This window comes from Acinetobacter sp. V91_7 (assembly GCF_031799075.1).
GTDB classification, from domain to species: domain Bacteria; phylum Pseudomonadota; class Gammaproteobacteria; order Pseudomonadales; family Moraxellaceae; genus Acinetobacter; species Acinetobacter calcoaceticus.
Map to the genome: position 1 here is coordinate 1 of NZ_JAVQNT010000033.1, position 14852 is coordinate 14852.

The 14852-nt window shown below is 39.2% G+C and carries 11 protein-coding genes; 1 reads left to right on the top strand and 10 read right to left on the bottom strand.

Annotated features, from left to right (window positions below; genetic code table 11):
* The 4 genes from RMB03_RS09365 to RMB03_RS09380 form a co-directional block, all read right to left on the bottom strand.
* Window positions 1-983, bottom strand: a 983-nt coding sequence (locus tag RMB03_RS09365; RefSeq protein ID WP_311075579.1) for a BapA/Bap/LapF family prefix-like domain-containing protein, incomplete at its 3' end; no start/stop codon positions are given.
* A 457-nt stretch (window positions 984-1440) separates the two neighbouring features.
* The gene (locus tag RMB03_RS09370) at window positions 1441-2943 is read right to left on the bottom strand and encodes a sodium:proton antiporter (RefSeq protein WP_004639176.1); all 1503 of its coding nucleotides are present in this window, start codon (window positions 2941-2943) and stop codon (window positions 1441-1443) included.
* A gap of 242 nt (window positions 2944-3185) precedes the next feature.
* Window positions 3186-4085, bottom strand: coding sequence for a neutral zinc metallopeptidase (locus RMB03_RS09375; RefSeq protein WP_017392570.1), 900 nt, complete (start codon window positions 4083-4085; stop codon window positions 3186-3188).
* A 26-nt stretch (window positions 4086-4111) separates the two neighbouring features.
* Window positions 4112-5041 carry a DUF808 domain-containing protein gene (locus RMB03_RS09380; RefSeq protein WP_005036513.1) on the bottom strand — a complete coding sequence of 310 codons (930 nt, stop codon included), beginning with the start codon at window positions 5039-5041 and terminating at the stop codon, window positions 4112-4114.
* Window positions 5042-5248: 207 nt separating this feature from the next.
* On the opposite strand from RMB03_RS09380, the gene trpS reads away from it, so the two are divergent.
* A complete protein-coding gene (trpS, locus tag RMB03_RS09385; protein WP_003655481.1) occupies window positions 5249-6262 on the top strand; it encodes a tryptophan--tRNA ligase in 1014 nt (337 codons plus the stop codon).
* Between the two features lie 391 nt (window positions 6263-6653).
* On the opposite strand, the gene sucD is transcribed toward trpS, so the two are convergent.
* The 6 genes from sucD to RMB03_RS09420 all read right to left on the bottom strand — a co-directional run bounded on the left by sucD (window position 6654) and on the right by RMB03_RS09420 (window position 14684).
* Window positions 6654-7544 (bottom strand): succinate--CoA ligase subunit alpha, encoded by an 891-nt coding sequence (gene sucD, locus RMB03_RS09390; protein ID WP_003655479.1) that lies wholly within the window; start codon window positions 7542-7544, stop codon window positions 6654-6656.
* 14 nt (window positions 7545-7558) lie between these two features.
* A complete protein-coding gene (gene sucC, locus RMB03_RS09395) occupies window positions 7559-8725 on the bottom strand; it encodes an ADP-forming succinate--CoA ligase subunit beta (protein WP_311075613.1) in 1167 nt (388 codons plus the stop codon).
* A gap of 147 nt (window positions 8726-8872) precedes the next feature.
* Entirely contained in the window at window positions 8873-10306 is a 1434-nt protein-coding gene (lpdA, locus tag RMB03_RS09400; RefSeq protein WP_005036509.1) for a dihydrolipoyl dehydrogenase, read from the bottom strand.
* Between the two features lie 61 nt (window positions 10307-10367).
* Window positions 10368-11558: a 2-oxoglutarate dehydrogenase complex dihydrolipoyllysine-residue succinyltransferase gene (odhB, locus tag RMB03_RS09405; RefSeq protein WP_003655463.1), complete on the bottom strand. Its 1191-nt coding sequence runs from the start codon at window positions 11556-11558 to the stop codon at window positions 10368-10370.
* Window positions 11558-14398: a 2-oxoglutarate dehydrogenase E1 component gene (locus tag RMB03_RS09410; RefSeq protein ID WP_005036506.1), complete on the bottom strand. Its 2841-nt coding sequence runs from the start codon at window positions 14396-14398 to the stop codon at window positions 11558-11560. Before RMB03_RS09410 ends, odhB begins: the two co-directional genes overlap by 1 nt.
* Window positions 14399-14555: 157 nt before the next feature.
* The gene (locus RMB03_RS09420; RefSeq protein ID WP_002116082.1) at window positions 14556-14684 is read right to left on the bottom strand and encodes a hypothetical protein; all 129 of its coding nucleotides are present in this window, start codon (window positions 14682-14684) and stop codon (window positions 14556-14558) included.
* Between the last annotated feature and the right edge of the window lie 168 nt (window positions 14685-14852).

A 14852-nucleotide genomic window follows, 5' to 3' on the forward strand; every position in this document is an offset into this window, starting at 1 on the left:
ACTGTTGAACCAGGTTCTGCTGTACCTGTAATTGGATCTGTCCCGTTAACCGGGTCAATCACTGGTGCTGCTGGTGCTGTGGTATCAACTGTATATGTTTGTGTATCGTTAACAGTGCTGCTATTACCTGCTGCATCTGTAAACGTCACTTTCGCATCAATGGTTTTATCTGCATCTGCTGTTAAGCCACTACCCGGTACACTTACTGTCCATGTACCTGCAACCTTGTCTACAGTTGCGGTATAAGTCACCCCATTAATAACAACTGTAACGGCTGTATTCGCCGCATCTGTTGGAATATTTTTAAGGACACCAGTAATCGTAACGTTACCAGCTGCTTCTGATGAGTTGATTACATTATCTGAAGTAACAGGATTAACTGAGAAAGTTACCCCATCTGTATTTGGTGGTGTTGTGTCGGTAGGTGTTGAAGAGTCGTCATCATTGCTATCACTGTTTGATGCTGCGGCAATAATACCACCCGCAACCAATGGGATAGCCCATAACCATGGGTTTATGCCACCATCGTGATAAAGCAATGGTTCAATTGAAGAAATAGGCTGATAAATAACATCAGACACCAACTCTTGTGGTGCCTCTGCAGGTAAAGCAGCTGGTAAATCTTCAGCTACAAGTGCTTGTGGTTCAACGTCACTGTCGGCATCAGCATCGGCATCAGCATCGGCGTCTGCATCATTCTCAGCATCTTTAAATTTTGCCCAGATTAACTGTCCATTTTCGTCTTGAAAAACAAGGCTGTTATCTTTAGGCTCAGCTGTTCCACTAAAAAAGCCTTCAATAACAATAGTTTCGCCGTTTTTAAGGCGAATGACTGCATTGGTTCCCTCCCTATTCACTACCAATACATCACTGGCAGCCACTTTTACCAATACGACTGACGCTTCTGAAAGTTTCGCAGAAGTTCCCTTGATGGTTGACAAGGTGTCGTGACTATCCTTGGCAATTATTTGTATTTCAGGCATATCTGTATTCCTTTTATATTATTGATTTAAATGATTTTATGTATAATTCTTTTTACTTAATGTTTTCAAGTTTTTGACCTACAACTTAAAAACATTAAGTAATGTGATCATTTTTACATTAAACACTTTAAAATAAAAAAAACAAATACTAAAGTACCTATAGAAAAATTTTTAATTAATACAAATTATATATAAGTCTTTATTAGGTTTTTCTTATGTTAATTTAACTAAAAATCGCATTAAATGTTTTATATATAAAACAAATTTAATATTTTATTATTTACCATTTGTTGAAATGTCATTTAATTAAAATATTCATATAACAATTATTAATATCTTAATAAAATAAAATATATTATTAATGATATATATAGAAAAAAAAGGCTTTAGGTAATATTTTACTATTACACTAAAACCTAATTTTTAAATATCTTATAAAATTTAAAACTGCAAATATTTAGAAATTATCAGGACTCTCAAATCGTTTTACTTCTTGTAACTTATTTGGGTCATGCATTGTTGCAATTCCATCTTCAGTTTTTTGGTCTACCAGAATATCCGGATTAAAAACGGTAATCGTTTCTCTACCCAGTGCATCCTCTCCAACAATATATTGAAAGCCTCTCCGATTCATCTTATGACATAATCTTTGATATAAACCCTTTAAACCTTCGGTTTCTTCATTCGGATTGTAATAGAAAGCATTCATCACAGCAGGCAGACCCAGACCACATACGATGCCTGATAACAATACACTAATAAACGTATAGCCAATCAGAATACTGCTATAGGGACTTAATGCAGGAATATTGGCAACTGCCAAAATTAATGCAAGCGAAATTCCGCCTCGTACCCCACCCCAAGATAGAATCGTTAGACTACCATTATAACTTTTCATTTTCCGCATGTTCGGGAAAAAGGCAAAAGCCATAAAGTTGGCAGCAAAACGAGAGATATGAAGTATAAAGAATGCAACAATACCACCTAAAATTAGGCTGAAGTTTAAATCAAGAATAAATAACTCTAAGCCAATTAAAGTAAACAGGAATGAGTTGATGATTCCTTCTACGGTATGCCAAAAATGATTAACTTCTTGAATCTCTCGCTCTTCGCGTATTTCTTTCCATTTGTTTCCAACAATTAAACCGCCAATTACACAAGCGATTGGTGCTGATGCATGTGCAAACAAAGCAACCAAATATGCTCCACTCGCGAGCAAAGCTGTTGTGAGAATCAGAGACTCCATTTCGTGTTTACCACGTAATAGACGTAACACCCCTACCCCAAATGCCCAACCAATCCCGACCGCAACAACGATTTCATAGAGTAAAGCTTCTAGTGTCGCTATCAATGAGAAATGTTCACCTTGTAAAACATTGAGCAAGGTCATAAATAATGCAATACACATTGCATCATTAAATAGTGACTCGCCTTCTAGTTTAACAATTAGATGATGCGGCGCACGAATCGAACTCAGTACACCTTTAATACCAATAGGGTCTGTTGCTCCTAAAGCTGCACCTAAAAGTAAAAGCACCAGAATTGGCACATGATATCCAACCAGTAGTTGAAACCCATAGAGCAATCCACCAAATAAAACGGCGCAAATGACTAATGCAATGGTGGCCAAAATACTGATTTGCTTCCAGTAACTTCTTAAATCAGAAATTTTAAATTTAAGTGCTGAAGAAGTTAGAATAAAACAGATCACACCATTAATTAAAAAATCGTAGAAGTCGATATTGCGTACTACTTCCTCAATATGGTGGATATTGATGGTAATAAATTCGTTACCATTTAACAGACTAGCCCCCCATTGCAAAATAAAGACAAAAATTGCCGAAACCAGAGGTACACCAATAGCCTGTGGAAAGCCCAAAATACGCTTATTAAAAATCGTGGTGGCTATTGAGAGCGCAAAAACCACTGTAAGTGCTTGTAGTAGAAAAAAATTACCCATGAATACCCTTCTTCTGGGTCAACGACCAAATAAAAGAAACTTTGCTAGATCGACCAAACTGAACAAAAAAGCTGGCATTAACAATGCCATAATCTTAAAAACAAAAACTAGGACACAAGTTTAACGAATTGATTGAACAATCTATCACTCTGTTAAATTTCTTAACATTATTTATAGTTATGATCTAAAGAAAAATGGATGAGCTTCTTAAATATGTTTAACAAGACTCATCCTAGAAAAGATTACACTGGATTATTAAAAGTATCGCATTGGTTAATATCGCCAGTTTTTAAACCCACCTGAAACCAGTGCATTCGCTGTTCACTACTACCATGAGTAAAGCTATCTGGAACAATCTGACCAGTAGAGCGCTTCTGTAAATAATCATCTCCAATTTTTTGAGCAGCATCCATCGCTTCTTCAATGTCACCTTGCTCTAAAAATTGAGTACGTTGCTGATTATGACTCGCCCAAATACCAGCTAAACAATCGGCTTGCAATTCTTGGCGAACAGATAATTGATTACCCTCTCTTTGGCTCGCTTGTGCACGGGCTTGTTGAACTTGTGAGGAAATACCAAGCAAGGTTTGAACATGATGCCCTACCTCATGTGCGACAACATAAGCTTGAGCAAAATCGCCTGCCTGATCTTGTCTAGAAAGTTCAGATTGGTTTTGCTCACCAGAAATTCCCATTTGCTGACGCATATCTTTAAAGAATTCTGTATCGATATAAACCTTCTGGTCTGCCGGACAATAAAATGGCCCCATTGCAGATTGGGCAGTACCACACCCTGACTGAATCATTCCACTAAACAACACCAATCTTGGCGGCGTATAGGTTTTACCTAACTGTTTAAATATAGGAGTCCACGTATCTTCTGTATCAGCCAAAACAGTTCCAACAAAATCAGAGGCTTCTTTTTGCTCGGCTGTTAAACTTTCTGGTGCAGTTGCATTTGACTGTTGTGATGCAGTGACCTGCTGAGTTGCCTGATAAGCTTGTTGGGGATCAACCCCAAAAAACTTCCACGCAACAAATGCAACAACCAAACCAATAATGCTAATACCACCTGCTCTAACACCGCCACCACCTCGACGATCTTCAACATTGGTACTAATTCGACGACCTTTCCAGCGCATAATTTCCCTCTTATTTTAGAATGGCATCATGAACCCGATGCTTTTTTTGGCCACATTTTTTGTATTAAGCTCACAATTAATAGAACAATTGCACCAGCAACCAGTCCTATTACAAAGTTAATCAGTGTCGGTGTTAAAGCGCCAATAATATTGCCAACTGCTGGTATTGTTTCTGCATGATCCACTGTGTTTTCAGTTAAATGATGTAGTAAAGGAATAGTATGATTGATAATCCCTCCACCTACCAAAAACATCGCAATAGTGCCGACAACAGAAAGTAATTTCATCAAAATAGGTGCAAATGCGAGCAAGCCACGACCTAAAGTTTGCTTAAATGAAGCCGTTTGTTTAGTTAAATATAATCCCAAATCATCAATTTTAACAATCATGCCAACTAAGCCATAAACGCCAATTGTCATCACGATTGCAATAACACTTAGGACGCTTACCTTAGTCATTAAAGTAGCTGTAGCAACTGTACCGAGGGTAATCACGACAATTTCGGCAGATAAAATAAAGTCTGTTCGAACAGCACCTTTGATTTTATCTTTTTCAAATGTTGCTAAGTCTAATTCTTCGTTTTCAAGCTCTGCTTTGGCCTCCTCATGAGTAGAGGACTTTTTATGCATAATGGTATGAAGAACTTTTTCTACTCCCTCATAACATAAAAATAAGCCGCCTAGCATTAACAAAGGGTTAATGAGCCAAGGTGCAACCACACTAATTAATAATGCTAAAGGTACTAAAATGAGTTTGTTAACAAATGAACCCTTCGCCACCTTCCAAACGATAGGTAACTCTCGGTCTGAGCGGACGCCTGTAACTTGCTGAGCATTCAAGGCTAAATCGTCACCTAAAACTCCGGCAGTTTTCTTTGCTGCCATTTTGCTCATTAAAGCAACGTCATCTAAAATTGTTGCAATATCATCTAGTAATAAAAGTAAGCCACTTGCCATTTCTTATCCAAGTTTGTATTTATTACGCTATTGTAAGATGATTTTTTTGAATTTCTGTAATTTTACTGAATAAATTCACAATATTATTTTAAGAAAAGTTTACCCAATCGCTGACGAATTTTTTTTATTTCCCGTACAATAATGCCAATCTTTTATATTGCAGGGCTTACTACCCCTGATTAAGCCAATAAGACAGTGGAATAAATAATGAGTAATGTTGATCAGCGTCCAATTATTTTGACAGGCGACCGCCCAACCGGACAACTTCATCTTGGGCATTTTGTCGGTTCTTTGCGTTCTCGTGTAGGTTTACAGGATAGCCATCATCAACATCTCTTATTAGCAGATGCTCAAGCATTAACAGACAATGCAGATAATCCAGATAAAGTCCGTCGCAATATTTTGGAAGTTGCTCTAGATTATTTAGCTGTAGGCATTGATCCAACAAAAACCACGATTTGCGTACAATCATGTTTGCCAGCACTGAATGAGCTCACCATGCTCTATCTTAACTTCGTGACGGTTGCACGCTTAGAACGTAACCCGACCATTAAGTCTGAAATTCAAATGCGCGGTTTCGAGCGTGACATTCCGGCTGGTTTCCTCTGCTACCCTGTTGCACAAGCTGCTGACATTACTGCTTTCAAAGCGACGGTGGTTCCAGTGGGTGAAGATCAGATTCCAATGATTGAACAAACCAATGAAATTGTACGTCGAATAAACCGTCAAATCGGCCAAGACCTTTTGCCTGAATGTAAAGCTTTGCTTTCAAATATGGCACGCTTACCTGGTTTTGATGGCAAGGCAAAAATGTCTAAATCATTAGGTAATACCATTGTTTTAAATGCTTCTGATAAAGACATCAAAAAAGCTGTAAACGCAATGTATACCGACCCAAATCATCTTCGTATTGAAGATCCAGGTCAGGTTGAAGGAAACATTGTATTTACTTACTTAGATGCATTTGATCCAAATAAAGAAGAAGTTGAAGAATTAAAAGCGCATTATCGTCGCGGCGGTCTAGGTGATGGAACTGTTAAAAAACGTCTTGAAGGTGTTTTGAAAGAATTGATCACCCCTATCCGTGAACGTCGTGAAGAACTTGCTAAAGATCCAGATTACATTATGGATGTTTTACGTCAAGGTACAGATAAATGTCGTCTTATTACTCAACAGACTTTAGATGAAGTTAAAGATGGTTTAGGATTATTTAAATTCTAATTTCTTTAAAAACTAAAAGCCCTTCGGGGCTTTTTTTTGGCTCATCAGACTCACTTTTTTAGAATTCCTAATATATTCCTTCTTATTCACATGCTTTTACCCTATTAACGTGAAGTAACACTTATTAACGCTAATAGCGATGAAGAATTTCTTAACTATCTCTATTATTTGTTATGTAGGTTACATCATATGAACCTCACGACATTTCTCCTTAAACCGAAACTGTTTTTACAGATTCGTTGTTCTACGCAATGATCACCCCAATCATTGCGTATTTTTTTGCTTAAACATTTTATTTTGTCTTCTTTAGAAATTTTATTTTTGATTTATAGATAAAAAAACACCGCATCATTTTCAGATGCGGTGTTTTTTAAGATTCAGGGTAAAGCGATTAAGCTAAACCTTTCTCTTTTAAAACTTGCAACATTGTTGAACCAAGCTCAGCTGGGCTACGAGTGTAAGCCATTCCCGCGCGTTCAAATGCAGCGAATTTCTCTTCAGCAGTACCTTGACCACCAGAAATGATCGCACCAGCGTGCCCCATACGCTTACCTTTAGGTGCAGTTACACCAGCAATGTAACCTACTACAGGCTTAGTCACGTTAGATTTGATGAATTCAGCAGCTTCTTCTTCCGCTGTACCACCGATCTCACCGATCATGATGATTGCATCAGTATCTGGATCGTCTTGGAACAATTGAAGAGCTTCGATTTGGTTCATACCTGGGATTGGGTCACCACCAATACCGATACAAGTAGACTGACCTAAACCAAGCTTAGTTGTTTGAGCAACAGCTTCATAAGTCAATGTACCTGAACGTGAGATGATACCAATACGACCTGGTTGATGAATGTGACCAGGCATAATACCGATCTTACATTCACCCGGAGTGATCACGCCTGGGCAGTTAGGACCAACTAAACGAGTACCGTTACCGTTAGTTTCTAAGTAGCGTTTTGCTTTAAGCATGTCGATTGTTGGAACACCTTCAGTGATCACAACAATTAGGCCAACACCTGAGTCAACCGCTTCAACAATAGAGTCTAAAACGAATGGAGCTGGTACATAGATTACAGATGCATCTGCATTTGTTTCACGTACAGCTTCTTTCATTGTGTTGAACACTGGCAAGTCAAGGTGAGTTGTACCACCTTTACCTGGAGTAACACCACCAACAACTTTTGTACCGTAGTCTAAAGCTTGTGCAGAGTGGAAAGTACCGTTTTTACCAGTAAAACCTTGTACCAATACTTTAGTGTCTTTATTAATTAATACGCTCATGATTGATACTCCCCTTACGCTTTAACTGCAGCTACAACTTTTTCTGCGGCATCAGACAAGCCGTTCGCAGAAATTAATTTCAAACCAGATTCATCAAGTAATTTAGCACCTAATTCAGCGTTGTTACCTTCTAAACGAACAACAACTGGAACAGTTACGTTTACTTCTTGAACCGCTGCAATAATCGCTTCAGCGATCATGTCACAACGTACGATACCACCAAAGATGTTAATTAAAACACCTTGTACAGATGCATCAGCAAGGATGATTTTGAACGCTTCGATTACACGTTCTTTAGTTGCACCGCCACCAACGTCAAGGAAGTTTGCAGGCTGACCACCATAAAGTTTAATGATGTCCATAGTTGCCATTGCAAGACCAGCACCGTTAACCATACAACCAATGTTACCTTCTAAAGCAACATAGTTAAGATCAAATTCAGATGCTTTTAATTCACGCTCATTCTCTTGAGATTTGTCACGTAAAGCAGCAACTTTAGGTAAACGGTAAAGCGCGTTAGAGTCGATACCAACTTTTGCATCTACACATAAAATATCGCCATTTTCACGAACTGAAAGTGGGTTAATTTCGAATAATGCAAAGTCATTTTCTACAAATGCTTGGTAAGCAGCAGCCATAATTTTAACAAACTGGCTGATTTGCTTGTCTTTCAAACCTAAAGCAAACGCAACTTCACGCGCTTGGAATGGTTGTAAGCCAACTAATGGATCAACTTCAACTTTGATAATTTTTTCTGGAGTTTCTTCTGCAACTTTCTCGATTTCTACACCACCTTCTGTAGAAGCCATGAAAGTAATACGACGGCTAGAACGGTCTACAACCGCGCCCAAGTAAAGCTCACGCTCAACTGGGTATACGTCTTCAGCAACAATAATGCTGTTTACTGGTTGACCATTTGCATCAGTTTGATACGTTACAAGACGAGTACCAATAATGTTGTTTGCAAATTCGATAACATCTTCTTTAGATTTTGCAACTTTAACACCACCAGCCTTACCGCGACCACCAGCATGAACTTGCGCTTTCATTACCGCGAATTTACCACCAAGCTGTTCGAATGCAGCAACTGCTTCGTCTGCATTGGTTGCCAAGATACCTTCTTGTACCGGCATACCATATTCTTTCAATAACGCTTTAGCTTGATACTCATGTAAGTTCATTTAGTTACCTACTTAACTTTGTTTGTTGTCTTCAATTTGCGCAACATTCTCATGTTGTATATGCAAATTGCTGTCTACCTCTATCACCTTGATGTTTTTTTAATCACACCATCAAATGTGAAAAAGAGCGGAGAACCGCTCTTTATTTTATTTACGCTTACGTTGAATCGCGTGAATTGCACGACCATCTACAGCAAGTGCAGCTTCATGAACAACTTCAGAGAATGTTGGATGACCAAATGTCATTAACTGAAGATCTTCAACAGAAGATACAAATTCAAGTGCGATCATACCTTGGTGTACGATATCAGATGCAGCAGGTCCAATGACATGCATACCTAATAAACGGTCAGTTTTTGCATCAGCAACAAACTTAACGAAACCAGCACCTTCACCCGCTGCTAAAGCACGACCATTTACAGCAAAACCGAATTGACCAGTTTTAACTTCATGACCTTTTTCTTTAGCTTGTTCTTCAGTTAAACCAACCCATGCCGCTTCCGGATGTGTATAGATAACAGAAATGATTGTGTCATAGTTCACTTGAGCTGCATGACCGTGAATACGCTCAACAGCCATTACACCTTCTTCCATTGCTTTATGAGCAAGCATTGGACCACGAACCAAGTCACCAATTGCATATACACCTTCTACAGAAGTTGCACAGTAATCGTTTACTTCAACTAAACCACGTTCAGTCAATTTAATGCCTGAATCATCTGCCAATAAACCTTCTGCATAAGCTTTACGGCCTACACAAACGATTAATTTGTCAAAAGTTTGAGTTTTTTCTTCGCCACCTTGGGTGTATTTAACAGTCACTTCGCGACCATTGATCTCAGTACCAGCAACTTTAGCGCCAATACGAATATCAAGACCTTGCTTAGTTAAAAGTTTTTGGTAGTCTTTTGCCAAAGCTTTATCAGCCATTGGTAAAAATGCATCCATTGCTTCAAATACAACAACTTCAGCACCAAGACGACGCCAAACAGAACCAAGCTCTAAACCGATTACACCAGCACCAATAACACCTAAACGTTTAGGTACTTCTTGAAAGTTTAATGCGCCAGTTGAATCAACAATAATATCTTGATCTACAGGAGCTACTGGAATATTTACAGGTACAGAACCAGATGCAAGAATCACGTATTTAGGTTCTAAAACTTGAGTTTCACCTTCGTGCGAAACAAACTCAACTTTTTTACCAGCAAGTAATTTACCAGTACCTTTTAACCACTCAATACCATTGCCTTTAAGCAATTGATCGACACCGCCAGTTAATTGGTCAACAACTTTGTCTTTACGAGCAAGAAGCTTAGCAAGATCAAAATTCACTTCGCCTGTAGTAATACCGTGATCAGCTAAATGATGCACTGTATCTTCATAACGATGTGAAGAGTCAAGTAATGCTTTAGAAGGAATACAACCTACGTTTAAGCATGTACCACCTAAAGATGGCTTACCGTTGTGAATACGTTTTTCGATACAAGCGACTTTGAAGCCTAGTTGAGCAGCACGAATTGCAGCTTCATAACCACCAGGACCACCGCCAATAACAACAAGATCAAATTGTTGAGACATTGTTTATCTCCATGGTCCGAGATAGAGGATCGCTCTATCTCGGTAATATTATTCGAAGAAATTAAAGATCAAGGATGAGTTTAGCTGGTTCTTCTAACAATTCTTTGATTGCTACCAAGAAACCTACTGCTTCTTTACCATCGATCATACGGTGGTCATAAGAAAGTGCTAAATACATCATTGGCAAGATTTCAACTTGACCATTTACAGCCATAGGACGCTCTTGGATTTTATGCATACCCAAGATACCAGTTTGCGGCTGATTCAAAATTGGAGTTGAAAGTAATGAACCGAAAGTACCACCGTTAGTAATAGTGAAAGTACCACCAGTCATTTCTTCGATAGATAATTTACCATCGCGCGCTTTAGCAGCATAAGCACCAATACCTGCTTCAACTTCTGCATAGCTCATACGATCAGTATCACGTAATACTGGAACAACAAGACCACGATCAGAAGATACTGCAACACCGATGTCATAGTAACCGTGATAAACAATATCATCGCCATCAATTGAAGCATTTACCGCAGGATAGCGCTTAAGTGCTTCAGTTACAGCTTTAACAAAGAATGACATGAAGCCTAAACGAGCACCATGGCGTTTTTCAAACGCATCTTTATATTGCTTACGCAATTCCATGATTGGCTTCATGTTAACTTCGTTAAATGTAGTTAACATTGCAGTTTCTTGAGTTGCAGAAAGAAGACGCTCAGCTACACGCTTACGTAAACGAGTCATTGGAACGCGTTTTTCGATACGCTCACCAACAGCTACGCTTAACGGAGTAACGTTAGCAGCTGGTTTAGTTTGATGGTTTGCCACATCTTCTTTAGTGATACGACCACCGCGACCAGTACCTTGTACGTCAGCAGCAGCAATACCTGTTTCAGACAAAGCTTTACGAACTGCAGGAGCTTGACCAGATACAGCTTCAGTGCGCTCAACAACAGGAGCTGCACCAGCTTGAGTTTGAGCAACTGCTTGCTCTACTGCAGGAGCAGCCGCTGCACCAGCACCAGCTTCAAACTGAGCAATCACTTCGTCAGAAAGAACTGTATCGCCTTCACCTTTAATGATTGCAACTAAGCTACCATCTGCAGGAGCAACCACTTCTAAAACAACTTTGTCGGTTTCAATATCACAGATTACTTCATCACGTGATACAGGTTCACCCACCTTTTTGTGCCAAGTTGCGATGGTTCCATCTGCAACAGACTCTGGGAATACCGGTGCTTTAATTTCGGTTGCCATTATTGAGAATCTCCTGATTGTTCAGCTTCGATTGCCAATGCATCATTAATTAGCTGAGCTTGTTGTTTTGCATGCAAGTACGGTGAGCCACAAGCTGGTGCAGCAGAAGCTTCACGACCTGCAAAACTGATACGGATTTGTTTGCCAGATTTTAAGATATCGTCGTATAAACGAGGTGCGATAAATAACCAAGCGCCTTGGTTCTTCGGCTCTTCTTGTGTCCAAACAAGTTCTTTCACGTTTGGATATGCAGCCAAGATTTCCGCAAGACGTTGTTCTGGATATGGATATAACTGTTCAATACGTACGATTGCAACATTAGTTAAGTTTTGTTCACGACGTTTTTCAAGTAAGTCGTAATAAACTTTACCACCACAAAGTACAAGACGAGTTACATCTGACTTGTTAATTTGATCGATTTCGTCAATTACAGTCTGGAATGAACCATTTGCAAGCTCCTCTAAAGTAGAAGTCGCAAGTTTATGGCGAAGTAAAGATTTCGGTGACATTACGATCAATGGCTTACGAATTGGGCGTACAGCTTGACGACGTAATGCATGGAAAATCTGTGCAGGTGTCGTTGGAGTGATCACTTGCATGTTATCTTCAGCACATAACTGTAAGAAACGTTCTAAACGAGCTGATGAGTGCTCTGGACCTTGACCTTCGAAACCGTGCGGTAACAACATTGTTAAACCACAAACACGTTCCCACTTAGTCTCGCCAGAAGCAATAAACTGGTCAATTACAACCTGAGCACAGTTTACGAAGTCACCAAATTGTGCTTCCCAAATAATTAAGCTCTTAGGAATTGTAGTTGCATAACCATATTCAAATGCAAGAACAGCTTCTTCAGATAATAAAGAATCGTAAATCGCAAAACGTGGTTGGTTCTCTTTAACATGACAAAGAGGAATGTAAGTTGAACCATCAACTTGGTTATGCAATTTCGCATGACGGTGTGAGAATGTACCACGCCCAACGTCTTCACCAGTAATACGAACAAGGTAATCTTCATCGATCAAGGTTGCGTAAGCTAAAGTTTCAGCAGCGCCCCAGTTCAATGCAATTTCACCAGTTTGCATTTTCACACGATCTTCAATTACTTTTTGCACTTGACGCTGCATAACAAATCCTTCCGGAAGTTTGCTCATGCCCTCGCCTAATTCTTTTAAGCGATTTAAGTCAAATGAAGTATCCCAATCGTCTGTATAGTCATGGCCCAAATAAGGTGTCCAATCAACAAACATTTTTGTATTTGGTTCAAGTACTAAAGCGTTTGCCACATGGTTTCCGGCTTCTAAATCTGCACGGTAATCTTCAACCATTTGGTCTGCTTCAGCACGATCAATTACTTTTTGTTGAACAAGCTGATCTGAATAGAGTGTACGAGTTGTTGCTTTTTTAGCAATCACTTGATACATCAATGGTTGTGTACCAGATGGCTCATCTGCTTCGTTATGACCACGACGACGGTAACAGAACAAGTCAAGCACAACATCTTTACGGAATTCGTGACGGAAATCATGTGCTAATTGAGTAGCAAAGATTACTGCTTCAGGATCATCGCCATTCACATGGAAGATTGGCGTCTGAATCATTTTTGCAACGTCAGTACAATATTCAGTAGAACGCGCATCACGTGGATCAGAAGTTGTAAAACCAACTTGGTTGTTTACGATAATGTGTACAGTACCACCAACCGTATAGCCACGAGTTTGTGACATCTGGAAGGTTTCCATGTTCACGCCTTGACCTGCAAATGCAGCATCACCATGAACAATTACTGGTAATACATCATCACCGCCGATGTCTCTACGACGCACTTGACGTGCACGTACAGAACCCTCAACTACAGGACCAACGATTTCCAAGTGAGATGGGTTAAATGCTAATGCCAAGTGAACTTCGCCACCAGGAGTCATTACATTACTTGAGAAACCTTGATGGTATTTAACGTCGCCAGAACCTTTCTTATGAATAGCCTTACCTTCAAACTCGCCAAACAAGTCTGCAGGGTTTTTACCCATAATATTAACAAGAAGATTTAAACGGCCACGGTGTGGCATACCAATAACAACTTCTTTACAACCAACAGCACCAGCACGTTGAATGATTTCATTCACCATAGGAATAAAAGATTCACCACCTTCTACACCAAAGCGTTTAGCACCAACGTATTTATTACCTAGGAATTTTTCAAGCCCTTCTGCAGCGGTTAAACGCTCCAAGAACCCTTTCTTTTGATCATTTGTAAAATTAAGCTGACCACGAACACTTTCAAGACGTTGTTGAATCCAACGCTTTTCTTTTGTGTCCACGATATGCATATATTCAACGCCGATTGAACCACAATAGATTGCTTCCATTGCTTCAATCATTTCAGCAAGCGTTGCTTCGCTTTTGCCAATCTCAAGATTGCCTGTGTTGAATACTGTATCTAAATCTGATTTGGTTAAACCATGTGCTGAAAGATCTAAATCAGGAATATCTTCACGCTTAGCAAGACCTAATGGATCTAATTTAGCTTTTTGATGTCCGCGATTACGATAAGCAGCAATAAGTTGTAAAACGCCAATTTGACGACGTTCATGCTCAGTACTTACAGTACTTTGTACAACAGGTTGAACACGATTAGCATTACGTCCTAGTAATAGGAATTGCTCACGCACAGCGCCGTGTGGTTGGTCACCCTTTGGATATTTATCGAAATATTGGCGCCAGTCCTCAGCTACAGAGGTTGGGGAAGACAGGTACTGCTCGTAAAGTTCTTCAATATACGCTGCACTATCAGCGGAAAGTTCAGTGTCAAGACGCAATGCGTCAGCAACTTCTTGCATTTGTGGACCCATTTCCTATTGCAAAAAATATTACAGGCTGCCTTTTAAGCACACCCATGATGCATAATGCCAAATTGGTAAAAAAGGCATTACTTACCCAACAGGTCTTTAAGACCATGGGGCGTCATACTACCTAGAGAGGAAACTCCATAGGTAATTAATGAATCACAACACCCTCAATGGCATCATCACTCACCTTATACTCGATTAAAACCGAGCAATTTTTTGCAAATCTTTTTAGAAAAATTAACTTTAAAATTAACTTTTCTAAAATGACTTTAACCATAAAAATTAAGCACAGATCCAAGATCGTGCTACTTAAATTAATTTCACTAGTATACGCTTTTTTCACCTATAACTTTGTGGCAAATCGTATCATGTTCTTAAAGAACGATTGATTTTTTTGACACATACCACCTATAAATTGGCGAAATACATATGCGATTTTATCTTT

Bases quoted from the DNA above. Each gene is read 5' to 3' on its own strand.
- RMB03_RS09370 (WP_004639176.1), bottom strand. From the start codon at position 2,943: ATGGGTAATTTTTTTCTACTACAAGCACTTACAGTGGTTTTTGCGCTC.
- RMB03_RS09375 (WP_017392570.1), bottom strand. From the start codon at position 4,085: ATGCGCTGGAAAGGTCGTCGAATTAGTACCAATGTTGAAGATCGTCGA.
- RMB03_RS09380 (WP_005036513.1), bottom strand. From the start codon at position 5,041: ATGGCAAGTGGCTTACTTTTATTACTAGATGATATTGCAACAATTTTA.
- trpS (WP_003655481.1), top strand. From the start codon at position 5,249: ATGAGTAATGTTGATCAGCGTCCAATTATTTTGACAGGCGACCGCCCA.
- sucD (WP_003655479.1), bottom strand. From the start codon at position 7,544: ATGAGCGTATTAATTAATAAAGACACTAAAGTATTGGTACAAGGTTTT.
- sucC (WP_311075613.1), bottom strand. From the start codon at position 8,725: ATGAACTTACATGAGTATCAAGCTAAAGCGTTATTGAAAGAATATGGT.
- lpdA (WP_005036509.1), bottom strand. From the start codon at position 10,306: ATGTCTCAACAATTTGATCTTGTTGTTATTGGCGGTGGTCCTGGTGGT.
- odhB (WP_003655463.1), bottom strand. From the start codon at position 11,558: ATGGCAACCGAAATTAAAGCACCGGTATTCCCAGAGTCTGTTGCAGAT.
- RMB03_RS09410 (WP_005036506.1), bottom strand. From the start codon at position 14,398: ATGCAAGAAGTTGCTGACGCATTGCGTCTTGACACTGAACTTTCCGCT.
- RMB03_RS09420 (WP_002116082.1), bottom strand. From the start codon at position 14,684: ATGGTTAAAGTCATTTTAGAAAAGTTAATTTTAAAGTTAATTTTTCTA.